The following is a 22,581-nucleotide window of genomic DNA, read 5'->3' on the forward strand; positions in this document are numbered from 1 at the left end:
CGTCGACCTGCTGGATGCGGAAGGCCTGCACCGCGGCGGCAGGATCGCGCCGTCGCCGGACCTGATGCGCGTGGCCCTGCATGCGCGCGCGCCGGTACTGCCCGGGCGCGGCGGCACCTACAGCGAATTCGCCGCCGATACCGACGATGCGCTGGCCTCCGGTTGCGAAGGCGCGGCACTGGCGCTGCTCGCGCGCAGCCGCGATGAAGCCGCACGGTTGCTGGGCGGCGAGGTGCCGGAGCTGCTCTTGCACGGCGGCGGTGCACCGGCACTGCTGCCGCGCCTGGCCGGCGCGGTGCATGCGCCTGCGCTGGTGCTGCAAGGCCTGGCGCGATGGGCCAGTGCCAATCCACCGGCCGGCCGATAGAATCGACGCCGCATGCTCATCCGCGCCGCCATCGTCCTGTTGCTGGTCCTGAACCTTGGCGTCGCCGCGTGGTGGGTGCTGCACGATGCGCCGCCTGCGCCCGCCGTACCGCAGCCTTCCGGCGTGCCGCGGCTGCAGCTGCTCGACGAATCGACCCAGGCGGACGACGACACGCCCGGCAACCAGGCCCCGGCGGCGACGTCCTCGGCGGCGCCGGCTGCCCCCGGCGCATGTCGCGGCCCTGCCGGGCAGGGCACGAACTGGCGCGTCTACCTGCCGGACCTGGAGTCGGCCGAGGCAGCGCAGGCGATGGCCGCGCGCATCGGCGCGGCCGGCTTCAGCGACTTCCTGGTGATGCGCGAGGGCGATGCAAGCAGCATCGCGCTGGGGCTGTTCAGCACCCTGGACGGTGCGCAACGCCGGGTCGATGCCCTGCAGGCGGCGGGCTTCCCCGCGCGCTGCGCTAGAATCGCCGCCTCGACGCCGGCATAGCTCAGTTGGTAGAGCAACCGCCTTGTAAGCGGTAGGTCCCCAGTTCGAATCCGGGTGCCGGCACCACGGACATACACCATTCCATGGAGGACAGCCGATGAGCCGTCGTTATCCGCCGGTATCGCTGATCGGCGCCCCGACCGACGTGGGCGCGGGCCATCGCGGCGCGCTGATGGGACCCGATGCGCTGCGCATCGCCGGCCTGGCCGAAGCGCTGGTCGCGCGCGGCATCGACGTGATCGACCGTGGCAACCTGGAGGGCCCGCGCAATCCGTGGCAGCCCCCGGTGGAGGGCTATCGCCACCTGCAGGAAGTGGTGGCCTGGAACCGTGCGGTCATGGATGCGGTCGGCGCCGAACTGAAGACCGGGCGCATGCCGATCATGATGGGCGGCGACCACTGCCTGGGCATCGGCTCGATCACCGCCGTGGCGCGCTATTGCCGCGAGACGGGCAAGCAGCTGCGGGTGTTGTGGCTGGACGCGCACGCCGATTTCAACACGCACGACGTGACGCCATCGGGCAACATCCACGGCATGCCGGTGGCCTGCCTGTGCGGCATCGGTCCCGAAGCGCTGACCACGCTGGGCGGGAGCAAGCCTGCGATCCTGCCGGCGCACGTGCGCCAGATCGGCATCCGCTCGGTCGACGAAGGCGAGAAGCGCCTGGTCAAGGAACACGGCCTCGACGTCTACGACATGCGCTACATCGACGAGGTCGGGATGAAGCGGACCATGGAGGAAGCGCTGGCGGGCATGGACGCCGACACCCACCTGCACGTGAGCTTCGACGTGGACTTCCTGGATCCATCGATCGCGCCGGGCGTGGGCACCACCGTGCCGGGCGGCCCGGGCTACCGCGAAGCGCAACTGGTGATGGAAATGATCGCCGACAGCGGCCGCCTCGGCTCGCTGGACATAGTCGAGCTCAACCCGCTGCTGGACAACCGCAACGAGACTGCGCGGGTGTCGGTGGACCTGGTCGAGAGCCTGTTCGGCAAGTCCACGCTGATGCGGGATTGACGCAGCAGGCACATGCCTGAATGGCGACCCGCCGGTGACCGGCGGGACGACGCCGAATTCACGCGCTCCGGGCTTCCATGTGACGCACGACGGCAGCCGCCGTTCGCTCCCAAGGAACCCAAGGAGAGGCACATGCAAATCAACCGCAAGCATTTCGCGTCGGCGATCCTGATCTCGATGCTGTCGATGGGCCTGCTGTCCGCCTGTCATACGGTCGAGGGCGTCGGCAAGGACATCGAGTCGGCCGGCGATTCCATCAAGGACACCGCCCAGGACTGCCACGACGACCAGGAAGGCAACTGCCCCTGAGCGTGCTGCCCTTGACCGCACGGTAACGGCCGGATTGCGACACTGGCCGTTCCCCCGCAACCAGAGGTGCAATGCATGAACAAGGACATCATCGCCGGCAAGTGGACCCAGCTGAAGGGCCAGGCCCAGCAGAAGTGGGGCGACCTCACGGATGACGTGTTCGACGTCGCCGAGGGCGACAGCAAGTACCTCGCCGGCAAGCTCCAGGAGCAGTACGGCTGGGACCGCGACCGCGCCGAGAACGAGGTCCGCGACTTCGAGCGCACCCTCGACTCCTGACGCGGCGTCGACGCCGCACGACAACGGCCCGGGCAACCCCGGGCCGTTGTCGTTTCGGCTCCGGTAAACTGGACCGATGGCCTCCCAACGCGTCCTTACCGGCATCACCACCTCGGGCACCCCGCACCTGGGCAACTACGTCGGCGCGATCCGCCCGGCGATTGCCGCCAGCCGTGCCCCGGGCGTGGAGAGCTTCTATTTCCTCGCCGACTACCACGCCCTGATCAAGGTGCAGGATCCGGCGCGGGTGCAGCGCTCGACCCTGGAGATCGCCGCGGCCTGGCTGGCCTGCGGCCTGGAACCGGAGAAGGTGCGGTTCTACCGCCAGAGCGACATCCCCGAGATCGCCGAACTCACCTGGCTGCTGACCTGCGTGGCCGGCAAGGGTCTGCTCAACCGTGCCCACGCCTACAAGGCCGCCGTCGACCGCAACCGCGAGGCCGGCGAGGACGACGACGCCGGGATCACCGGCGGCCTGTACATGTACCCGGTGCTGATGGCCGCCGACATCCTGCTGTTCAATGCGAACAAGGTGCCCGTCGGTCGCGACCAGGTGCAGCACATCGAGATGGCGCGCGACATCGGCCAGCGCTTCAACCACCTATACGGGGGCGACTATTTCACCCTGCCCGAAGCGGCGATCGAGGAACAGGTGGCGACGTTGCCGGGCCTCGACGGCCGCAAGATGAGCAAGAGCTACGACAACACCATTGCCCTGTTCGCGCCGCGCGCGGAGCTGAAGAAGCTGGTGTTCTCCATCGTCACCGACTCGCGCGCGCCCGGCGAGCCGAAGGACCCGAACGGCTCGGCGCTGTTCGAGATCTACCAGGCCTTCGCCAGCGCGGAGGAAACCGCGGCCATGCGCAAGGCCTATGCGGACGGGATCGCGTGGGGCGATGCCAAGCAGGCGCTGTTCGAACGCATCGATTCGGAAGTGGCGCCGTTGCGCGAGCGCTACGAGACGCTGATCGCCAATCCCGCGCGCATCGAGGAGCAGCTGCGCGAGGGCGCGCGCCGGCTGCGCGAACAGCATGCAACGCCGTTCCTGCGCGAGCTGCGGCATGCGGTCGGCCTGCGCGACCTGTCGACGGCCACGGCCAGGGAGGCGCAGGGCGCACGTTCGCCCAAGGCCGCGCTGCCGGCGTTCAAGCAGTATCGGGAAAGCGACGGCCGCTTCCACTTCAAGCTGGTCGACGGCGATCGCCTGTTGCTGGTCAGCCGCGGTTTCGACTCGCCGAAGGATGCCGGCCAGCGCGTGGCCGCGCTCAAGCGCGGCGGCTTCGCGCGGCCTGACGCCGACGTGGCGCTGGGCGAGGGCGTCGCCGGCGACGAAGTCGCGCGTGCGCTCGAGGCCCTGCGCGCGGCCGAAGAGGCCAAGGCATGAACCTGTCGTCCGTGCCCGACCTGGCGCTCATCCTGTTCGCGCCGTGGTTCCTGATCCTCTCGGTGCTGTTCTGGGTCTATCCGCGGCAGCCGCGCAACGCCGGGCGCCGCCTGTTCGACATCGCCGCGCTGGTCGTCGCGCTGCTGGCGTTCATCGCCACGCTACGCTGGGCGCATGGCTACGCCGATCGCCAGTACGGCGAAATGTGGCCGCAGATCCTGGCGACCTCGGCCGGTTACGGCGTCTACCTGCTGGCATTGACCATCGCGGTCTTCGTCCGCCGCGCCGTGATCAGGTAGAAAAAAAGGGGACGGAGGTAATTAAGCGCATGCGCTTAATTACCTCCGTCCCCTTTTTTCTTCTACGGCCACTCGTTGGGCGGAGCGCCCTTCCCGGGGTGCCTCATGCGCACTACGCAGAAGCGCTGGCCGGTCGGCGCTTCCATGACCCACCAGCGCTTCACGAAACCGATCCTCTTCGCGCCCAGCTTCTCCAGGCGCGCGGCCTCGGCGTCGATGTCGTCGGATTCGATGTCCAGGTGCACGCGCGAAGGGTGGGCGACCTTCTGCACCTCGATGTGCAGGTCACTGGGCGTGTCGCCCAGCCTCTGGTATTCGGCGCCGTCCAGGCCGGCTTCCCTGTCGGTCACCGGCATGCCCAGCGCGTCGCTCCAGAACGCCGCGGCGGGGTCGAGGTCGTCGACGTTGCAGTCGATGATGAATCCTGCGAGGCGGCTGCGGTGTGCCATGGGGGCCGTCCGGTTCAGTTGGGCAGCGACAGGTCGTCCAGCAGCGCCTTGAGGAAGCGCGCGGCTTCGCCGCCGGTCGCGGCGCGATGGTCGAAGGTCAGCGAGATCGGCATGCGGCGATGCACTTCGATGCCGCCGATGACCGCGACCACGTCGTTGGACAGCTTGCCCGCGCCGATGATGGCGACGGTCGGCGGCACCACCACCGGGGTCGCATAGCGGCCGGCGAACATGCCGAAGTTCGACAGCGAGATGGTGTAGCCGGACAGTTCGCTGGCCGGGATCGAGCGGTCCTGCACCTGCGCGCGCAGGCGCTGGATCGCGCCGCGCACGCCGTTGGCGTCGAGCATGTCGGCATTGCGCAGGGCCGGGACGAACAGCCCGTCGTCGGTGTCGACCGCGATGCCGATGTCCACGTGCGGATGCATGGTGCGGGTGAGCTTCTCGCCATCGAACCAGGCATTGAGCGCCGGCACCGCCTTGCATGCGGCGACGATGGCGCGGACCAGGCGCGCGGTAATGTCCTGCTTGCCGAGCCAGGCATGGAGGTCGGCGTCGTCGACCAGGGTGGTCGGCACGACGTTGGCATGCGCATCGGCCATGACCCGCGCCATGTTGCGGCGCACGCCCTTGAGCTGCTCCGGCTGCCCGGAGACCGACACGCCCGGCGGCTGTGTGCGCATCGGCTTGCCCGACGCGGAAACCCTGGTGCGATCGGCTTCATCCCTTCTCCCGCTCGCGGGAGAAGTTGCCCCGCGCAGCGGGGCGGATGAGGGCGCACCCTCACCCCCAGCCCCTCTCCCGCCAGCGGGAGAGGGGAGCAGGTTGCCATCCGCCGCCGCCTGCTTCACGTCCGCCATGGTCACCGTGCCGTCCGGCCCGGTGGCGCGCACGCGCGACAGGTCGACCTTGAGCTTGCGCGCCATCGCGCGCACAGCCGGCATCGCCTTGACGCCGCCCACCGCAACGGCCGTTTCGGTATGCACCGCGTTCGAGGACTGCATCGCGCCGACCACGGTGCCGGCATCGCCGTCGCCGCTGTCGGCGTCCTCGATCGCGCCGCCCTCGTCGGACGCCACGACCTTGTCGTCGGGCGCGGGATCCTCGCTGCCCACGCCATGGCCGCCACCGCCATGGTGGTGGCCGGTGTCCTGGCCCTCCGCGCGCTGCGGCAGCGACGGGTCGATTTCGAACTCCGCCAGCATGGTGCCGGTGACGATCACGTCGCCGGGGCCGCCGGCGAGCTTGAGCACCTTGCCGGAGACCGGCGAGGGCACGTCGACGACGGCCTTGGCGGTTTCCATCGAGACCAGGTTCTCGTCGAGCTTGATGGTGTCGCCTTCCTTGACGTACCACTCGACGATGGTGGCGTCCGGCAGGCCTTCGCCGAGGTCGGGCAGCAGGAATTTCTTGCTCATCGGTGTCCTTCCTAGGAATGGGCCAGGGCGCGCTTGGCCGCGGCGACGATCTTGTCCACGCTCGGGAGGTACTTCATCTCCAGGCGGAACAGCGGGATGTGGGTGTCGTAGCCGGTGACGCGCTCGACCGGGGCAACCAGGTCGTACATGCATTCCTCGGCCAGGCGCGCGGCGATCTCGGCGCCGAAGCCGGCGGTCTTCGCCGCTTCGTGCACGATCACGCAGCGGCCGGTCTTGGCCACCGATTCGGCGATGGTGTCGAAGTCCAGCGGGGTGAGCGTGGCCACGTCGATGACTTCGGCGCTGATGCCGTCCTTCGCCAACGCATCGGCAGCCTCGAGCGTTTCCTTCACCTGCGCGCCCCAGGTCACCAGGGTCAGGTCGGTGCCGTCGCGCAGCACGTAGCACACGTCCAGCGGCAGGGCCTCGCCATCGTCCGGCACGAGCTCCTTGTACTGGCGATAGATTCGCTTGGGCTCCATGAAGATCACCGGATCAGGATCGCGGATCGCAGCCAGCAACAGGCCGTAGGCGCGCGCCGGCGACGAGGGCATGACCACGCGCAGGCCCGGCACGTTGGTGAAGATCGATTCGTTCGCTTCGCTGTGGTGCTCGGGCGCGCGGATGCCGCCGCCCCATGGCACGCGCAGCACCATCGGGCAGGTCAGGCGGCCGCGGGTGCGGTAGCGCATGCGCGCGGCGTGGCAGACGATGAAGTCGACCATCGGGTACATGAAACCGTCGAACTGCGCTTCGGCCACGGGCTTCATGCCCTGCGAGGCCATGCCGACGGTGAGGCCGGCGATGGTGGTCTCGTCGAGCGGAGTGTCGAGCACGCGCTCGTCGCCGAACGCCTGCTGCAGGCCGGCGGTGGCGCGGAACACGCCGCCGTTGACGCCGACGTCCTCGCCGAGCACGACGACGCTGTCGTCGTTGCGCATCTCGTAGGCCATGGCCTGGGTGATCGCCTCGATGAGGGTGATGGGCGCCGGCGCGCTGGTCTTCTGTTCAGCCATTGCGCTTCTCCCAGGCAATGGCCTGCTCGCGCTGGGCCGCCAGTTCCGCGGGCAGTTCCCCGTAGAGGTAATCGAACATCGCTTCCACCGGTTGTACCTTGGTTTCCAGGTAGGCGTTGATCTCCACGTCCACCTTCCGGCCGCATTCCTCCAGCCACGCCTCTTCCTGCTTCGCGTCCCAGGCCTTGGCCTTCTCCAGGTACTTGCGCAGGCGCAGCATCGGCTCGCGCGTCCAGGCGGCCTTGACCTCGTCCTCGCCGCGGTAACGGCGCGCGTCGTCTGCGGTGGTGTGGTCGTGCAGGCGGTAGGTCATGAACTCGATCACGCTGCCGCCTTCGCCCGTGCGCGCTCGCTCGGTGGCGCGGCGCATCGCTTCGAGCACGGCGATCAGGTCGTTGCCGTCCACCTGCAGGCAATGCAGGCCGCCGGCCAGGCCCTTCTGCGCCAGCGTCTGCGCGCCGGTCTGCGACTTGCGCGGCACCGAGATGGCCCAGCCGTTGTTGATCACGCACAGCACCAGCGGCAGCTTGTACGCGCCGGCCGAGTTCAGCGCGGCGTAGAAGTCGGTCTTCGACGAGCCGCCGTCGCCGCAGCACGCGACCGCGATGCGGTCCTGCTTGCGCAGCTTGAACGACAGCGCCGCGCCCGACGCCATCAGGCACTGGGTGGAGATCGGAACGCACCACGGGTAGTCGTTCTTCGGACCCTGGAAGTCGTTGCCGCGCTCGTCGCCGCCCCAGTACATCAGCACTTCGCGCGGCAGCACGCCGCGCATGAACTGGGCGCCGTACTCGCGGTAGCTGGGCGCGAACACGTCCTCGGGCTTCATCGACGCGCCGATGCCGACGTGGGTCGCCTCGTGGCCCAGGCAGGCGGCGTAGGTGCCCAGCTTGCCGGTGCGCTGCAGCGCGATCGCCTTGGTGTCGAAGGTGCGCACGTACAGCATCTGCTTGAACAGCGGCAGCAGGACCTTGGGGTCCTTGAAGGCTTTCGGCAGCTCGGACACGGCCTTGCCGTCGGCATCCAGGTATTGCAGGTATTCGATCTCGAACTTGGCGGCGACGGTCATGCTCGGGCCCTGTTGCGGCAGAACCGCCATTCTAGCGAAAATGCCCGGATGGGCACCGAAGACGTGGGTAGCAGGGGCAACCAGCGGCCGCTCGAGGCCGGCATCCATACCGACCTGGCCGGGCGCATCACCTACGGCGGCTACCTGCGCCTGGACCGGCTGCTGTCGGCACAGGAACCGCTGTCGAACCCGCCGCACCACGACGAACTGCTGTTCATCGTCCAGCACCAGGTCTCCGAGCTGTGGCTGAAGCTGCTTGTGCACGAGCTCGGCGCCGCGGTCGCGCACCTGCAACGCGACGAGCTCGGGCCGTGCCAGAAGATCTTCGCCCGCTGCAAGGCGGTGCTGCGCCAGCTGACCGAGATGTGGTCGGTGCTGGAGACGCTGACCCCCTCCGACTACATGGAATTCCGCGAAGTGCTGGGGCCGTCATCGGGTTTCCAGTCGCTGCAGTACCGCACCGTCGAGTTCCTGCTGGGCAACAAGAACGCCGGCATGCTCAAGGTGTTCGCCCACGATCCGGAAGGCAGCGAAAGGCTGCGCGCGGCGCTGGAAGCCCCCAGCCTGTACGACGAGCTGCTGCGCTATCTCGCGCGCCACGGTCATGCCGTGCCGGAGTCCCACGTGGAGCGCGACTGGACCCGACAGCACGTTTCCGACCCGGCGCTGCTGCCGGTGTTCGAGCGCATCTACGAGGACACGGCCTCGTACTGGGCCGAGTACCACCTGTGCGAAGACCTGGTGGACCTGGAAACACAGTTCCAGCTCTGGCGCTTCCGCCACATGCGCACGGTGATGCGCATCATCGGCTTCCGCCGCGGCACCGGCGGCTCGTCCGGCGTTGGCTTCCTGAAGCAGGCGCTGGACCTGACCTTCTTCCCGGAACTGTTCGAGGTGCGTACCTCGATCGGGCCCGGCGGCGCGTATTCAGGCCCCCCAAGCCCCTGATGTTGCGCTGCACCACGCGTTAGCGCGTTTGACGCCGCTGCATCGGTCGGACATGCTCCGGCGGTCCAATTCCACAGGGGAGACCGCATGAGCGGAGCCGTCAGCACGAGCGCCAACGAAGCGCCGATTCCTGAGTTCAAGCAGGTCATGGGGCATCCGAAGCCCTTGTGGATGCTGTTCATGACCGAGTTCTGGGAGCGGTTCGCCTTCTACGGCATCCGCTGGGCCCTGGTGCTCTACATCGTGGCCCAGTTCTACGACGGCTCGGGCACCGGCGAGGCCCCCGCCAACCGCGTCTACGGCGCCTACCTCGCGCTGGTGTACGCGGCGGCGATCTTCGGCGGCTACATCGCCGACAAGGTGCTCGGGTACCAGCGCTCGATCCTGCTGGGCGCGGTGATCATGTCCGCCGGCCTGTTCATGATCGCCTACCCGGACGAGACGGTGTTCAAGTTCGGCCTGGCCACCGTGATCGCGGGCAACGGCCTGTTCAAGCCCAACATCTCGACCATGGTCGGCAAGCTGTATTCGAGCGGCGACGAGCGTCGCGATTCCGGCTTCACCCTTTTCTACATGGGCATCAACGGCGGCGCGTTCCTGGCCCCGATCCTGACCGGCTACCTGGCCAGCAAGGTATTCGGCACCGATGCGATGCCCTCGTACAAGATCGTGTTCATCGCCTCGGGCATCGGCATGCTGATCAGCCTGGTGTGGTTCTGGTTCGGCCGCAGGCAGCTGCAGGGCATCGGCCGCCCGATCGAGGGCGAGGAGCAGAAGAGCCGCGTGCTGTGGGTGTTCCTGGGCGCGATCGTGGCGATCCCGGGCATCTACTTCCTGCTGGCGATCGACGCCGCCGCGCTGCAGTGGGTGCTGACCGCGCTGTTCCTGGCGCTGTGCGCGATGATCATGGTCGAGGGCATCCGCAACGGCCCGGTGGCGCGCGACAAGGCGCTGGCGATGCTGATCATCTTCGCGTTCAACGTGCTGTTCTGGTGCTTCTTCGAGCAGGCCGGCAGTTCGTTCAACTTCCTCGCCGACGGCATCGTCGACCGCGTCATCGGCGACTGGACGTTCCCGGTGGCCTGGTTCCAGTCGGTCAACTCGGTCGCGATCCTCACGCTGGCGCCGGTGATCGCCTGGATCTGGATCAGGCTGGGCCGCGCCAATCCGTCGATCCCGCGCAAGTTCGGCCTGGGCCTGATCTTCAACGGCCTGGCGTTCCTGCTGCTGATGTTCGCGCTGTCGAGCCTGGTGGACTCCTTCGGCAAGATCCCGCTGTGGACCCTGGTCGCGGTGTACGTGATCCAGTCGATCGGCGAGTTGTGCCTGTCGCCGATCGGCCTGTCGATGACCACCAAGCTCGCCCCGGTGCGCCTCGTCGGCCTCGGCATGGGCGGCTGGTTCCTGTCGACCGGCATCGGCAATAACCTGTCGGGCATCTTCGCCAGCCACGTCAGCGGCGAAACCGGCATGACCGTGGCGTCGGCGCACGCCGGCTACACCTTCGGCTTCTGGGCGCTGGTGGGCTGCGGCGTGCTGCTGTTCCTGATCGCCCCGCTGATCCAGCGCCTCATGCACGGCGTCAAGTAGGAGCGGCGGAAGCCGCGAATCATGTGAAACGGCGACTTCGGTCGCCGTTTCCTTTTCAGGCCGCGCCGCGGATGAAGGCCGCGGCCAGGCGCAACGTCCCGTCGCCGTCGCGATCGGCGTGCAACGCTCGCACCAGCCGCGCCGGCGTGGTGCCGGTCCAGCGCGCCAGGTCGTGGGTGGCGTGGGCCTGGTCGGCGTAGCCATGGCGCGCCGCCGCGTCGGCGATCGTCGCCGGGCCTTCGTCCAGGGTGCGCAACAAGGCCCGCAGGCGCCGAACGCGGGCGTACTCCTTCGGTGACATTCCGACCTCGGCCAGGAACCGGGCCTGCAGGTTGCGCAGCGGTACGCCGAGTTGCGCGGCAAGCGCGCCGATGCGCACGTCGCCCGCGTTGTCGTCGATCAGGGTTACGGCGGCTTCGACGATGGCGTCCGGCACGAACGCCGCGCAACGGCCGCGCATCACCTGCCACAAGGGCTCCGGAGAATCGGTCGCCGCGCTGGCCCGCGCGGCGGATTCGAAATCGCCAGCGAATGCGGGGTCGAGCAATCGCATGTCCGGCGCGCTGTCGCGCAGCGCCGGCAGGCGCGTGCCGGCGACCAGGGAACTCGCGGCCGCGGCCAGCCGCAGGCCGAAGCAATGCACCGGCCCCGTCGCCTGCAGGCGGATCGGGCCGCGCTGCTGCGCCGCGAAGGCCAGCGCCTCGTCGGCGCGTACTTCGCCATCGGGGCCCTGGAAGCGCAGCGGCGTGGCCAGCTCCGCCAGCAGTTCGCAGCGACCATCGGGATACACCACCTGCACGGCATCGGCCGGGTCTTCGTCGCGCAGCTCCCACAGGCACTCCACGTGCCGGCGCAGGTCCTGGGGCGGGGAATGCTCGACGTAGCGCATGGACGCATCTGAGCATTGCCCCGCGCGTTTTTACAAGCGCCGGTGCGGTCGGAGTGGCTAGGCTGGAAACGGTCCAACACGGGAGGCGGCCATGCAGGCAATGAAGGCGATATGGGCGGTGGGGTGCGGGTTGGCGCTTGCGTCGGGCACGGCGCAGGCGGACCTCGCATGGCTGGAAGGCCGATGGTGCGGCGGGAATGACGGCCGCCGCATCGATGAAGCCTGGTTGCCGCAGGCCGGCGACATGCTGATGGGCATGTCGCGCACGGTGCGCGACGGCAAGGTCGAGTCGTTCGAGTTCATGCGCATCGTGGTCGACGGCGATGCCGCAAGCTTCCACGTGCAGCCCAATGGCGTGCCGCCGACGGTATTCGCGATGGAGGACCGTGGCGAAGGCTGGATCCGCTTCGCCAACGAGGCGCACGATTTCCCGAATCGCGTCGAATATCGCCGCAACGGCGATGGACTCAGTGCGTGGATCGCCGGGCCTGGCGAGGATGGCGCGGAGCTGCGGATTCCGTTCGAATACCGGCGCTGCGGGAGCTAGCCGGCGGCTGCCGCCTCGGCGCGCAATTCCAGTTCGTCGAGCCGGTCGAGCAGCCGGAACAGCGACGCGCGTTCATCGATGCGGATGCCGTCGAGCAGTCGCATCTCGAAAGCGCGGGCATGCGGCACCACTTCATCGTGGATCGCCTGGCCGGCGGACGAGAGTTTCAGCAACGCGCGCCGCCGGTCGCCGGCATCGGCGGTGCGCGACAGCCGGCCGGCCTTGAGCAGGCTGGCCACCGCGCGGCTCACCGCCACCTTGTCCATGGCCGTGCGCTGCGCCACCTGGCTGGCGGTGAGGCCCGGCCAGCGGCCGAGCACGGCCATCACCCGCCACTCGGTGACGCCCAGGGCGTAGCGCTGCGAGTACTCCCGGGCGATGGCGTCGCTGATCCGGTTGGACAGCACGCTCAGCCGGTAGGGCAGGAAGTGCTCGAGCTTGAGGGCGTCGGGAGCGGGGGCGTCGGTCATGCTGCGGGGCGGCTTGCAAATGGTTTCATATGAAACTATAACGTTGGACCGCCACACGCAAGCCCGGAGACCCCATGAGCGCACAGCCGAACCTTGGAATGACCGTCACCACCTTCGAGAACCCGATGGGGATCAACGGTTTCGAGTTCGTCGAGTTCGCCGCGCCGGAAGGCCAGGGCGACGCCATGCGCAGCTACCTGCAGAACCTCGGCTTCACCGCCGTGGCGCAGCACACGTCGCGCAACATCACCCTGTATCGCCAGGGCACGATCAACTTCCTGCTCAACGAGGATCCGGATTCGTTCGCGTCGCGCTTCGCCGCCGGGCACGGTCCGTCGGCCTGCGGCTTCGCCATCCGCTTCCGCAAGCCCACCGCCGACGTGCTGGCCCACGTGCTGGCCAATGGCGGCGAGCAGGTCCAGGCCGAGGGCGCGGTCGACACGCTCAAGATCAAGGGCATCGGCGACTGCATGTTGTACCTGGTGGACGACGGCCGCACCGATCTCTACGCCGATTTCCTCCCGCTGCAGGGCGTGGACCAGCACCCGAAGGGCTTCGGCCTGACCTTCATCGACCACCTGACCCACAACCTGTTCCTGGGCAACATGCAGAAGTGGTCGGACTACTACGAGAAGCTGTTCAACTTCCGCGAGATCCGCTACTTCGACATCAAGGGCGCCAAGACCGGCCTGCTCTCCAAGGCGATGACCGCGCCCGACGGCGTGGTGCGCATCCCGCTCAACGAGTCCAGCGACGAGAAGAGCCAGATCAACGAATACCTGCGCGAGTACAAGGGCGAGGGCATCCAGCACATCGCGCTGTTCACCGACGACATCTACGAGACGGTGGAGAAGATGCGCGATGCGGGCATCGCCTTCCTCGACACGCCGGATGCGTATTTCGACGTCATCGACCAGCGCGTGCCGAACCATGGCGAGGACGTCGATCGCCTGCGCCGCAATGCGATCCTGATCGATGCCGACCCGGAGACCAAGCAGCGCAAGCTGCTGCAGATCTTCACCCAGAACGCGTTCGGCCCGATCTTCTTCGAGATCATCCAGCGCAAGGGGAATGAAGGTTTTGGCGAAGGCAACTTCCAGGCCCTGTTCGAGTCCATCGAGCGCGACCAGATCAAGCGCGGCGTCCTTTAAAGCAACAGCTTTTTAGCCACGGATGAGCACAGATGGACACGGATAGGGCAAAAGCAAGAAGGTAGTTGGGCGAGGCGACTCGAGCGCCAGGAGCCACTCGATTTTTGCTTTACATGTGTTTATCCGTGTTCATCCGTGTAATCCGTGGCAAAAAATGCTCTCCCTGGAGTAGCGATGAAGTACATGTCGGGGTTCGGGAATTCGTTCGAGACGGAGGCGCTTGAAGGGGCGCTGCCGGTGGGGCGGAATTCGCCGCAGCGGGTGGCGCACGGGTTGTATGCCGAGCAGCTGAGCGGTACGGCGTTCACGGCGCCGCGCAGCGAGAACCGCCGCAGCTGGCTGTACCGGATCCGGCCGGCGGCGATGCACGGGCAGTTCTCCCCGTACACTGGCGCCAGCGCCTTCCACAACGATTTCGGCGACGGCCCGGTGACGCCGGACCAGTTGCGCTGGAATCCGCTGCCGATGCCCGAAGCCGGTGCAACGGTCGATTTCGTCGATGGCCTGTTCACCATGGCCGGCAACGGCGGGCCGGCGGCGCTGCATGGGGTCGGCATCCACCTGTACGCGGCCAACGCCGACATGCGGGACCGGTGGTTCTACGACGCGGACGGCGAGTTGCTGATCGTGCCGCAGCAGGGCCGGCTGCGCATCGCCACCGAGTTGGGCGTACTCGAGGTCGAACCGCAGGAGATCGCGATCATCCCGCGCGGTGTGCGCTTCGCGGTGTCGCTGCCCGGCGGCGCGGCGCGCGGCTACGTGTGCGAGAACTTCGGTGCGCAGCTGCGCCTGCCCGACCTGGGGCCGATCGGCAGCAACGGCCTGGCCGGCGCCCGCGACTTCCTGTACCCGGTCGCGGCCTACGAGGACGAAGAGGGCAACTTCGAGCTGGTCGCCAAGTTCCAGGGCCACCTGTGGCGCGGGGACATCGGCCATTCGCCACTGGACGTGGTCGCGTGGCACGGCAACTATGCGCCGTGCAAGTACGACCTGCGCCGCTTCAACACCATCGGCTCGATCAGCCATGACCATCCCGATCCGTCGATCTTCCTGGTGCTGACCTCGCCCTCCGACACGCCCGGCGTCGGCAACATGGACCTGGCGATCTTCCCGCCGCGCTGGCTGGTGGCGCAGGACACGTTCCGGCCGCCGTGGTTCCACCGCAACGTCGCCAGCGAGTTCATGGGCCTGGTGCATGGCGCCTACGACGCCAAGGCCGAGGGCTTCGCGCCCGGCGGCGCGTCGCTGCACAACTGCATGACCGGCCACGGGCCGGATGCGGCGACGTTCGAGAAGGCGAGCAACGCCGACCTGTCGAAGCCGGACGTCATCGCCGACACGATGGCCTTCATGTTCGAAACCCGGGCGGTGATCCGGCCGACACGCCAGGCGCTCGAGGCCGCGCACCGGCAGCGCGATTACCAGGCGTGCTGGGCCGGGCTGCGCAAGCACTTCACCGCGCCGCGCTGAGGTTTTCGCAAGCCGTTCACCGGCGCCGGTTACGCTCCTTGCGCATTCATCGCAATGGAGCGTGCCATGGTCCGTCGCCTGTCGCTGTCCCTGCTGGTGCTCGCACTGGCCGCCTGCAATGCGGAGACGCCGCCCGCCGCGGCCGGCGGGGATGCAACGCCTCCACCGCTCGACCAGCCCGACCAGGACGTGCCGCCGGCCACCGCGCCGGTGGGTCCGCCCGCGGCCGTACCGGGGCAGGCGCGCTACGACGGCTATGGCGACATGCGCTTCGGCATGACCGAGGCCGAGGCGCGTGCCGCCTTCGGCCAGGAACTCAACGGCGAAGCCAGCGAGGAGTGCCATTACCTCAATCCCGTCTGGGAGAACGCCCCTTCGTACTTCGCGCTGATGTTCGAAGGCGGCCAGTTCGTGCGCTACGACGTCGGCAACGATCGGGAAGTCGCGCCGGGCGGCGGCCGCACCGGGATGGGCGCGGACGAGATCCGCGAGCTGTATCCGGATGTCGTCGAGAGTCCGCACAAGTACGTGGCAGGTGGCAGCTACCTCAAGGTCGACGCGCCCGAAGGCGACGGCAAGCTGGTGTTCTCGACCGACGACACCGGCACGGTCACGGAGTGGCGTGCGGGCGTCGAACCGCAGGTCGACTACGTCGAGGGGTGTTCGTAGCCTCCCGGGCAGTTGCTAGACTGGGGGGATGACGGCACTCCCCCTGACTACCCGCGCCATCCGCGCCCTCGCGGACTTCATGCGCCTGGAAGCGGCCGGCGGCATCCTGCTCATCGGCGCAGCGATGCTGGCGCTGTTGTTCGCCAACTCGCCGCTCGCGGAGTTCTACGACGGCTTCCGCGACATCCCTGTCGCCGTGGTGTTCGGCGACTTGCAGATCGCCAAGCCGCTGCTGTTGTGGATCAACGACGGCCTGATGGCGGTGTTCTTCCTGCTGGTCTCGCTGGAGATCAAGCGGGAATCCCTGACGGGGCAACTTGCAGGCCGCGACCGCCTGGTGCTGCCGCTGGTTTGTGCCTGCGCCGGCGTCGCGGTTCCGGCTTTGCTGTTCACGGCGCTCAATCGCGGCGATGACGCGGCGATGCGCGGCTGGGCCGTGCCGACCGCGACCGACATCGCATTCGCGCTTGGCGTGCTGGCACTATTGGGGTCGCGGGCCCCGCACGGCATGAAGCTGCTTTTGTCCACCATCGCGGTGGTCGACGACCTGATCGCGATCGTGATCATTGCCTTGTTCTACTCGCACGGATTGTCGCCCGTGGCGCTTATGTGGGCAGGTGCGGTGCTCGTCGCCATGTTCGTGTTGAACCGCCGCGGCGTCACCGCGCTGACGCCCTACATGCTGCTGGGTGTCGCCTTGTGGGTGTGCACCCTGAAATCCGGGGTGCATGCCACCCTGGCCGGTGTGGCGACGGGCCTGATGATCCCGCATGTGGACCGGCGCAACGCGATTCCGGACGAGGTCGAGCATTCGCCCCTGGAGTACCTGGAGCACGCACTGCATCCATGGGTGGCTTACGCAATCCTTCCACTGTTCGCATTCGTCAACGCGGGACTGGCGCTCGGCGACCTGCAGTTGGGAGACGCACTGGCTGCGTTGCCGCTGGGCATCGTGCTCGGCCTGGTATTCGGAAAGCCGATCGGGATCGTCGGCGCGGCCGTCCTGATGCGGGCGATCGGCTGGGCGCGATTCCCGAAGGGCATGGATCTGCGAGCCATGGTCGGGCTCGGCCTGTTGTGCGGCATCGGCTTCACCATGAGCCTGTTCATCGCATCGCTCGCCTACCAGGGTTTGCGATATGAGGAAGCGGTGCTCGGCGTGCTCGCGGCTTCGGTCCTCGCTGCGACGATCGGCATGGTCTGGCTGCGCGCGGTGCTCCCGCCGGCGCGCGGAGACTGATGCGCAGGGCCCTGGTCTTCGGCGGCAGCGGACAGATCGGGGCGGCATTGCTGCCGCGGCTGCTCGCCGCGGGCTGGCAAGTCGATGCGCTGTCGCGCACGGCGCGCACGGACCAGCCCGGGTTGCACTGGCACCGGGGCGGATTTCCGGATTGCGGCGGATTGCCGGGCGCGGTCGACGCGGTGTTCAGCTGCGGGCCGCTGGACCTGTTCGCGAACTGGTTCGCGACGTCGTCGATCGCCACGCCGCGCGTGGTCGCCTTCGGTTCCACCAGCGCATCGACCAAGGCCGGGGCCGCCGATCCGGCCGAGCGCGCGCTGTCGTTGTTGCTGCGCAGTTCCGAGCGCAAGCTGCACGAGGCCGCCAGTGGGCGCGGCGTTGCCGCCACGGTGCTGCGCCCGACCCTGGTCTACGGCGCGGGCCGCGACCGCACGATCACCCGCCTGGCCGGCGCAGCGCGCCGGTTCGGCTGGCTGCCGGTGCCGCGCGGGGCCATCGGATTGCGCCAGCCCGTGCATGTCGACGATCTCGCTGCGGCCGCGGTCGCGGCCTGCGATTCGCCCGCCGCTCACGGCAGGGACTACGCGCTGCCCGGTGGCGAGACCTTGCCCTGGCGCGAGATGGTCGCGCGCACGCTGGCCTCGCTGCAGCCGCCAGCGCGCCTGGTCGAGGTGCCGGCGCCGTTGTTCGCCCTGGCCGTGCATGCCATGCGGCTGCTCGGCAAGGGCGAGCGCTTCGACGCCGGTGCGGTGGCGCGGCTGCGCACGGACCTGGTGTTCGACGCCACGCCGGCGCAGCGCGATTTCGGTTACGCACCTCGCCGCTTCGACCCACGCGTCTTCGAATCGCGGGCCTAAATCCCCTCGGGTGTCGGCAGCGTCCGCGCCTTGCTCAGCGCGCGCAACGCGATCAGCAGCACGCCGCCGAGGACCATCGCCCCGCCGATCAACAATTGCGGGCCTGGGTCGTCCCCATACACCCACAGGCCCAGCATCACCGCCATCACCGGCGACAGCAGCAGCCACGGAGTCACCTGCGCGACCGGATGCCGCTGCACCAGCACGTAGTACAGGCCGTGGCCGAGCAGCGACGAGCCGATCGCCGAGTACGCCGCACCGCCCCAGCCGACCCAGGTCGCGTTGCGCAGGCCGGCGAAGGCGCCCGGTTCCAGCCACGCGCTCAGGGCCAGCAGAGGTGCCAGGCCGATGATCGCGGTCCACCCCTGGGCGCTGAACATGTCCACGCCCTTGAGCTGGCGCATCAGCACCGTGCCCATCGCCAGGAACACCGCCGACACCAGCATCAGCAGCAGCGAAGCCGGCGCCTGCAGCACCATCGGATCGAAGCCCAGGACCAGCACGCCGGCAAAACTGACCGCGATGGCCAGGCCGGTACGCCAGCCGAAGCGCTCGCCCAGCCACCACCAGGCCAGCAGCGCGGCCATCGGCACGTAGCTCTGCATCACGATCGCCGGCGACGACAGGTTGCCGGCAAGCTGCAGCGACCAGAAGCTCAGGCCGAAATGCAGTACGCCGTTGCACACCGCGACCGCGAACATCAGCGGCCACTGTCCTCCGCGCGGTGCCTTGATGAAGGGCGACAGCAACAGCGCCAGGATCACCAGGCGGATGGCGGTGAACAGGAACGGCGGGATTTCCGCCAGCGCCCACGCCGAGGTGAGGAAGTTCAGCGCCCAGGCGACGCAGATCACCAGCACCAGCAGCAGGTCGCGGCCGCGCAGGCCCAAGTCAGTAGGACCAGCCGAGCTTGCGATAGAGCTTGGCCAGCACCCAGGCCGGGCCGATGAGCAGGTAGGTCAGGTCGGTGAGGAAGCTCGGCTTGCGGCCTTCGATCTTGTGGCCGACGAACTGCGCGATCCAGGCGACCACGAACACGCCGATGGCCAGGTACAACAATTGCGTGGTGCCCAGCGTGAGGTGCAGCCAGCGCGTGGCCCAGGCCATCAATACGAACACGGCGAGCATGCCGTAGCCGAGCTTGCGCGAATTGCGGAAGTAGAACGACCAGGCGAAGAACATCGCCAGCGCCGCCCACAGGCCGGGTTGGAACAGGGTGCCGACGACCGGGATGCACCACAGCAGGGCGACCACGCTCCACAGGATCGCCGGCACGGCGACCACGTGGATGCGCTGGTTGGTGGTGTTGCGATGGTCGCCGGAGTAATGCGCGAACCAGCGGTCGATGGCGCGTTCTTCGCTCATGTCGTAATCCCCGCGAGCCGTTCCAGGGCCTCGGCGTATTTTGCACGCGTTCGCTCGATCACGTCGGGCGGCAGGCGCGGGCCGGGCGCGGTCTTGTCCCAGTCCAGCGTTTCCAGGTAATCACGCACGAACTGCTTGTCGTAGCTCGGCGGGCTGCTGCCGACCTGGTACTGGTCCGCGGGCCAGTAGCGCGAGGAGTCCGGGGTGAGCATCTCGTCCATCACGTACAGGCGGCCGTCGGCATCGGTGCCGAACTCGAACTTGGTGTCGGCCAGGATGATGCCGCGCTCCGCCGCGTACTCGGCGGCGAAGGCGTAAAGGCGCAGCGTCGCGTCGCGCACCTGCTCGGCCAGGTCGGCGCCGACCGTGCGCACCATGGTGTCGAAATCGATGTTCTCGTCGTGGTCGCCCACCGCCGCCTTGGTCGACGGGGTGAAGATCGGCTGCGGCAGCTTCTCGGCCTGGCGCAGGCCGTCGGGCAAGGCGATGCCGCTGATGCGGCCGGTGCGCTGGTAGTCCTTCCAGCCGCTGCCGATCACGTAGCCGCGGGCGATGGCCTCGACCGGCACGGGCTTGAGCTTGCGGGTGACCACTGCCCGCTGGGCGTACAGCGCGGGATCGACGCCGGGCGGCAACACGCCGGCCACGTCGGCGCCGGTGAGGTGATTCGGAACCAGGTGCGCGGTGCGCGCGAACCAGAAGTTGCTGATCTGGCAAAGCATCTCGCCCTTGCCCGGGATCGGGTCGGGGAGCACGACGTCGAAGGCGCTGAGGCGGTCGGTGGCCACGATCAGCAGCCGCGGCCCGTCGTTGTCGGCAGGCAGTTCGAACACGTCGCGGACCTTGCCGCGATGGCGGAGTGGCAGGCCGGGCAGGTCGGCCTCGAGCAGGGTTGTCGCCACGCAGGCTCCCTGTGGGCAGCGGGCCGACCAGTGTAGGGCTTTTTGCCGGCGTATCGGTGGCACCGGGTACACTGGGCCCATGCAGCCGACCGTCATCGCCCCGTCCATCCTTTCCGCGGACTTCGCCCGGCTGGGCGAGGAGGTCGACCAGGTGCTGGCCGCCGGCGCCGACTGGGTCCATTTCGACGTGATGGACAACCACTACGTGCCCAACCTGACCATCGGGCCGATGGTGTGCGAGGCGCTGCGCAAGCATGGCGTGACCGCCCCGATCGACGTGCACCTGATGGTCGAGCCGGTGGACCGGATCATCCCCGATTTCGCCCGGGCCGGGGCCACCGAGATCAGCTTCCACCCGGAGGCGTCCCGCCACGTCCACCGCAGCATCCAGCTGATCAAGGCCGGCGGATGCCGGGTGGGCCTGGTGCTCAACCCGGCCACGCCGGTGGACGTGCTCGACTGGGTGCTGGAGGACCTGGACCACGTGCTGCTGATGTCGGTCAATCCCGGTTTCGGCGGCCAGTCGTTCATCCCGTCCACCCTGGACAAGCTGCGCAAGGTGCGGGAAATGATCGACCGCAGCGGCAAGCCGATCCGGCTGGAAGTCGACGGCGGGGTCAAGCCGGACAACATCGGCGACATCGCCGCCGCCGGCGCCGACACCTTCGTGGCCGGCAGCGCGATCTTCGGCCAGCCCGACTACCGGGCGGTGGTCGCGGCGATGAAGGCCGCGGTCGCCGCGGTCCGCTAGCCCGCCGTCGCGGGCCCTGCTAGAGTCGGCCCATGAGCTTCCGCGCCCCGACTCCTTCGTCCATGGCCCCGCAGGGCTGGCGATGGTGGCCTGCCGCCACCGTTGCCGTCGCCCCTGCCTGCCTGTCGAAGGAAGTCCTGCGTGAGTACCCGCTCCAGCCACAGCTCTAGCCACACCGCCGAACTCGTTCCCGTCGTGCGCGAGGTCCTGTCCGACCTCGACACGCCGCTGTCGGTGTACCTGAAGCTGGCCGACGGCCCGCATACCTACCTGTTCGAATCGGTCGAGGGCGGGGAGCGCTTCGGGCGTTACTCGATCATCGGCCTGCCCGCGCGGCGCGTGTATGCGTTCGCCGGCCACACCCTGTACGTCACCGAGCACGGCGAGCTGGTCGAGGCGCGCGAGGTCGACGATCCGTTCGCCGAGGTCGAGCGCCTGCGCGCCGCGCACTCGGTGCCGCGCATCGAGGGCTTGCCCGGCTTCACCGGCGGCCTGGTCGGCTGGTTCGGCTTCGAATGCGTGCAGTACTTTGAGCCGCGGCTGCGCGGCGGCGCGGCGAAGGAGGACGAGCTCGGCACGCCCGACATCCTGCTGATGCTCAGCACCGAGATCGCGGTGTTCGACAACCTCAAGGGCCGGCTGTACCTGATCGTGCATGCCGATCCGTCCGAGCCGCAGGCGATGGCGCGCGCCAACCGCCGCCTGGACGAGCTCAGCCACCGCCTGCGCCACGGCGGCGCCGGCTATCCGCAGTTGCAGCAGCCGCAGGTGCTGGACGAAGCGCACTTCGTCTCCGGGTTCAGCCGCGAGGGCTTCATCGAGGCGGTGTCGAAGGCCAAGGAGTACATCGCCGCCGGCGACGTGTTCCAGGTGGTTTTGTCGCAGCGCCTGTCGGTGCCGTTCAACGCGCGCCCGATCGACGTCTACCGCGCGTTGCGCGCGCTGAATCCGTCGCCGTACATGTACTTCCTGGACATCGGCGAAATGCAGGTGGTCGGCAGCTCGCCCGAAATCCTCGCGCGCCTGCAGCACGACGCCGACGGCAAGGCGACGGTGACGGTGCGGCCGATCGCCGGCACGCGCCGGCGCGGTGCCACGGCCGCCGAGGACAGCGCGCTGGAAGCCGAACTGCTGGCGGACCCGAAGGAGCGCGCCGAGCACCTGATGCTGATCGACCTGGGCCGCAACGACGTGGGCCGGGTCGCCGAGGGCGGCACGGTGGAAGTCGGCGAGCAGTTCGGGATCGAGCGCTACAGCCACGTCATGCACATCGTCAGCGAGGTCACCGGCACGCTGAAACCGGGCCTGTCCTACGCCGACGTGCTGCGTGCCACCTTCCCGGCCGGCACCGTGAGCGGCGCGCCCAAGATCCGCGCGCTGGAGATCATCGGCGAGCTGGAGCCGATCAAGCGCAACGTCTACGCCGGTGCGATCGGCTACATCGGCTGGCACGGCGACGCCGACACCGCCATCGCGATCCGCACCGCCGTGATCCAGGACGGCATGCTGCACGTGCAGGCCGGCGCCGGCATCGTCCACGACGCGGACCCGGCGGCGGAGTGGGAAGAAACCATGAACCAGGGCCGCGCGCTGTTCCGCGCGGTGGCCGAAGCGGCGAAGGGATTGTGA

At 68.5% G+C, this 22,581-nt stretch carries 26 protein-coding genes and 1 tRNA gene; 18 read left to right on the forward strand and 9 right to left on the reverse strand.

Features of this window, described 5'->3' with window-relative positions; all coding sequences use genetic code 11:
* The 8 genes from QAA18_RS07205 to QAA18_RS07240 all read left to right on the forward strand — a co-directional run.
* Positions 1 to 367, forward strand: a 367-nt coding sequence (locus QAA18_RS07205; RefSeq protein WP_279412204.1) for a type III pantothenate kinase, incomplete at its 5' end; no start/stop codon positions are given.
* Positions 368 to 379: 12 nt separating this feature from the next.
* Positions 380 to 859 carry a hypothetical protein gene (locus QAA18_RS07210; protein ID WP_279412207.1) on the forward strand — a complete coding sequence of 160 codons (480 nt, stop codon included), beginning with the start codon at positions 380 to 382 and terminating at the stop codon, positions 857 to 859.
* Positions 850 to 925 (forward strand) — tRNA-Thr (locus QAA18_RS07215). The genes QAA18_RS07210 and QAA18_RS07215 overlap by 10 nt, the downstream gene beginning before the upstream one ends.
* 31 nt (positions 926 to 956) lie before the next feature.
* A complete protein-coding gene (gene rocF, locus QAA18_RS07220; RefSeq protein ID WP_279412208.1) occupies positions 957 to 1,880 on the forward strand; it encodes an arginase in 924 nt (307 codons plus the stop codon).
* A gap of 132 nt (positions 1,881 to 2,012) precedes the next feature.
* Positions 2,013 to 2,189: an entericidin A/B family lipoprotein gene (locus tag QAA18_RS07225; RefSeq protein ID WP_279412209.1), complete on the forward strand. Its 177-nt coding sequence runs from the start codon at positions 2,013 to 2,015 to the stop codon at positions 2,187 to 2,189.
* A gap of 75 nt (positions 2,190 to 2,264) precedes the next feature.
* The gene (locus QAA18_RS07230; RefSeq protein ID WP_279412211.1) at positions 2,265 to 2,468 is read left to right on the forward strand and encodes a CsbD family protein; all 204 of its coding nucleotides are present in this window, start codon (positions 2,265 to 2,267) and stop codon (positions 2,466 to 2,468) included.
* A 76-nt stretch (positions 2,469 to 2,544) separates the two neighbouring features.
* Positions 2,545 to 3,852 (forward strand): tryptophan--tRNA ligase, encoded by a 1,308-nt coding sequence (locus tag QAA18_RS07235; RefSeq protein ID WP_279412212.1) that lies wholly within the window; start codon positions 2,545 to 2,547, stop codon positions 3,850 to 3,852.
* Entirely contained in the window at positions 3,849 to 4,151 is a 303-nt protein-coding gene (locus tag QAA18_RS07240) for a hypothetical protein (RefSeq protein ID WP_279412213.1), read from the forward strand. Before QAA18_RS07235 ends, QAA18_RS07240 begins: the two co-directional genes overlap by 4 nt.
* 62 nt (positions 4,152 to 4,213) lie before the next feature.
* On the opposite strand, the gene QAA18_RS07245 is transcribed toward QAA18_RS07240, so the two are convergent.
* The 4 genes from QAA18_RS07245 to pdhA are packed head-to-tail and all read right to left on the reverse strand — an operon-like array spanning position 4,214 to position 8,103.
* Positions 4,214 to 4,600, reverse strand: coding sequence for a VOC family protein (locus tag QAA18_RS07245; protein ID WP_279412214.1), 387 nt, complete (start codon positions 4,598 to 4,600; stop codon positions 4,214 to 4,216).
* 14 nt (positions 4,601 to 4,614) lie between these two features.
* On the reverse strand, positions 4,615 to 6,018 hold the full coding sequence (locus QAA18_RS07250) for a dihydrolipoamide acetyltransferase family protein (protein ID WP_279412215.1): 1,404 nt from the start codon (positions 6,016 to 6,018) through the stop codon (positions 4,615 to 4,617).
* A gap of 11 nt (positions 6,019 to 6,029) precedes the next feature.
* A complete protein-coding gene (locus QAA18_RS07255; RefSeq protein WP_279412216.1) occupies positions 6,030 to 7,034 on the reverse strand; it encodes an alpha-ketoacid dehydrogenase subunit beta in 1,005 nt (334 codons plus the stop codon).
* Positions 7,027 to 8,103, reverse strand: coding sequence for a pyruvate dehydrogenase (acetyl-transferring) E1 component subunit alpha (gene pdhA, locus QAA18_RS07260; RefSeq protein WP_279412218.1), 1,077 nt, complete (start codon positions 8,101 to 8,103; stop codon positions 7,027 to 7,029). The genes QAA18_RS07255 and pdhA overlap by 8 nt, the downstream gene beginning before the upstream one ends.
* Before the next feature lie 48 nt (positions 8,104 to 8,151).
* Between pdhA and QAA18_RS07265 the strand changes: the two genes are divergently transcribed.
* Together QAA18_RS07265 and QAA18_RS07270 are read left to right on the forward strand one after the other, a co-directional pair.
* Complete coding sequence (locus tag QAA18_RS07265) at positions 8,152 to 9,051, forward strand: tryptophan 2,3-dioxygenase family protein (protein WP_279412219.1); 900 nt, start codon at positions 8,152 to 8,154, stop codon at positions 9,049 to 9,051.
* Between the two features lie 87 nt (positions 9,052 to 9,138).
* Positions 9,139 to 10,641 carry an oligopeptide:H+ symporter gene (locus QAA18_RS07270; RefSeq protein ID WP_279412220.1) on the forward strand — a complete coding sequence of 501 codons (1,503 nt, stop codon included), beginning with the start codon at positions 9,139 to 9,141 and terminating at the stop codon, positions 10,639 to 10,641.
* Between the two features lie 55 nt (positions 10,642 to 10,696).
* Here QAA18_RS07270 and QAA18_RS07275 read toward each other — a convergent pair whose 3' ends face one another.
* Positions 10,697 to 11,530 (reverse strand): AraC family transcriptional regulator, encoded by an 834-nt coding sequence (locus QAA18_RS07275; protein ID WP_279412221.1) that lies wholly within the window; start codon positions 11,528 to 11,530, stop codon positions 10,697 to 10,699.
* 91 nt (positions 11,531 to 11,621) lie between these two features.
* Between QAA18_RS07275 and QAA18_RS07280 the strand changes: the two genes are divergently transcribed.
* Entirely contained in the window at positions 11,622 to 12,077 is a 456-nt protein-coding gene (locus tag QAA18_RS07280) for a DUF6265 family protein (protein ID WP_279412222.1), read from the forward strand.
* Here the strand turns inward: QAA18_RS07280 and QAA18_RS07285 are convergent.
* The gene (locus QAA18_RS07285; protein WP_279412224.1) at positions 12,074 to 12,547 is read right to left on the reverse strand and encodes a MarR family transcriptional regulator; all 474 of its coding nucleotides are present in this window, start codon (positions 12,545 to 12,547) and stop codon (positions 12,074 to 12,076) included. The genes QAA18_RS07280 and QAA18_RS07285 overlap by 4 nt on opposite strands.
* 74 nt (positions 12,548 to 12,621) lie before the next feature.
* Here QAA18_RS07285 and hppD point away from each other — a divergent pair, with 74 nt between their 5' ends.
* The 5 genes from hppD to QAA18_RS07310 all read left to right on the forward strand — a co-directional run bounded on the left by hppD (position 12,622) and on the right by QAA18_RS07310 (position 17,934).
* The gene (gene hppD / locus QAA18_RS07290) at positions 12,622 to 13,698 is read left to right on the forward strand and encodes a 4-hydroxyphenylpyruvate dioxygenase (RefSeq protein WP_279412226.1); all 1,077 of its coding nucleotides are present in this window, start codon (positions 12,622 to 12,624) and stop codon (positions 13,696 to 13,698) included.
* A gap of 174 nt (positions 13,699 to 13,872) precedes the next feature.
* Entirely contained in the window at positions 13,873 to 15,168 is a 1,296-nt protein-coding gene (hmgA, locus tag QAA18_RS07295; protein ID WP_279412227.1) for a homogentisate 1,2-dioxygenase, read from the forward strand.
* Between the two features lie 66 nt (positions 15,169 to 15,234).
* Positions 15,235 to 15,837, forward strand: coding sequence for a lectin (locus QAA18_RS07300; RefSeq protein WP_279412228.1), 603 nt, complete (start codon positions 15,235 to 15,237; stop codon positions 15,835 to 15,837).
* A gap of 28 nt (positions 15,838 to 15,865) precedes the next feature.
* Positions 15,866 to 17,077, forward strand: a complete 1,212-nt coding sequence (gene nhaA, locus QAA18_RS07305) for a Na+/H+ antiporter NhaA (protein ID WP_279412230.1) — start codon at positions 15,866 to 15,868, stop codon at positions 17,075 to 17,077.
* The gene (locus tag QAA18_RS07310) at positions 17,077 to 17,934 is read left to right on the forward strand and encodes an NAD-dependent epimerase/dehydratase family protein (RefSeq protein ID WP_279412231.1); all 858 of its coding nucleotides are present in this window, start codon (positions 17,077 to 17,079) and stop codon (positions 17,932 to 17,934) included. The genes nhaA and QAA18_RS07310 overlap by 1 nt, the downstream gene beginning before the upstream one ends.
* Here the strand turns inward: QAA18_RS07310 and QAA18_RS07315 are convergent.
* From QAA18_RS07315 to QAA18_RS07325, 3 genes are read right to left on the reverse strand one after another with little or no spacing between them, the layout of a single operon-like run.
* On the reverse strand, positions 17,931 to 18,824 hold the full coding sequence (locus QAA18_RS07315; protein ID WP_279412233.1) for a DMT family transporter: 894 nt from the start codon (positions 18,822 to 18,824) through the stop codon (positions 17,931 to 17,933). The two genes, QAA18_RS07310 and QAA18_RS07315, sit on opposite strands and share 4 nt — an antisense overlap.
* Position 18,825: 1 nt before the next feature.
* Positions 18,826 to 19,299 carry an Mpo1-like protein gene (locus QAA18_RS07320; protein ID WP_279412234.1) on the reverse strand — a complete coding sequence of 158 codons (474 nt, stop codon included), beginning with the start codon at positions 19,297 to 19,299 and terminating at the stop codon, positions 18,826 to 18,828.
* Complete coding sequence (locus QAA18_RS07325) at positions 19,296 to 20,201, reverse strand: phosphoribosylaminoimidazolesuccinocarboxamide synthase (protein WP_279412236.1); 906 nt, start codon at positions 20,199 to 20,201, stop codon at positions 19,296 to 19,298. Before QAA18_RS07325 ends, QAA18_RS07320 begins: the two co-directional genes overlap by 4 nt.
* A 79-nt stretch (positions 20,202 to 20,280) precedes the next feature.
* Here QAA18_RS07325 and rpe point away from each other — a divergent pair, with 79 nt between their 5' ends.
* Both rpe and trpE read left to right on the forward strand, forming a co-directional pair.
* Complete coding sequence (rpe, locus tag QAA18_RS07330) at positions 20,281 to 20,952, forward strand: ribulose-phosphate 3-epimerase (protein ID WP_279412237.1); 672 nt, start codon at positions 20,281 to 20,283, stop codon at positions 20,950 to 20,952.
* Positions 20,953 to 21,093: 141 nt separating this feature from the next.
* On the forward strand, positions 21,094 to 22,581 hold the full coding sequence (gene trpE / locus QAA18_RS07335; RefSeq protein ID WP_279412238.1) for an anthranilate synthase component I: 1,488 nt from the start codon (positions 21,094 to 21,096) through the stop codon (positions 22,579 to 22,581).

This window comes from Luteimonas sp. 8-5 (assembly GCF_029763755.1).
Taxonomy (GTDB): domain Bacteria; phylum Pseudomonadota; class Gammaproteobacteria; order Xanthomonadales; family Xanthomonadaceae; genus Cognatiluteimonas.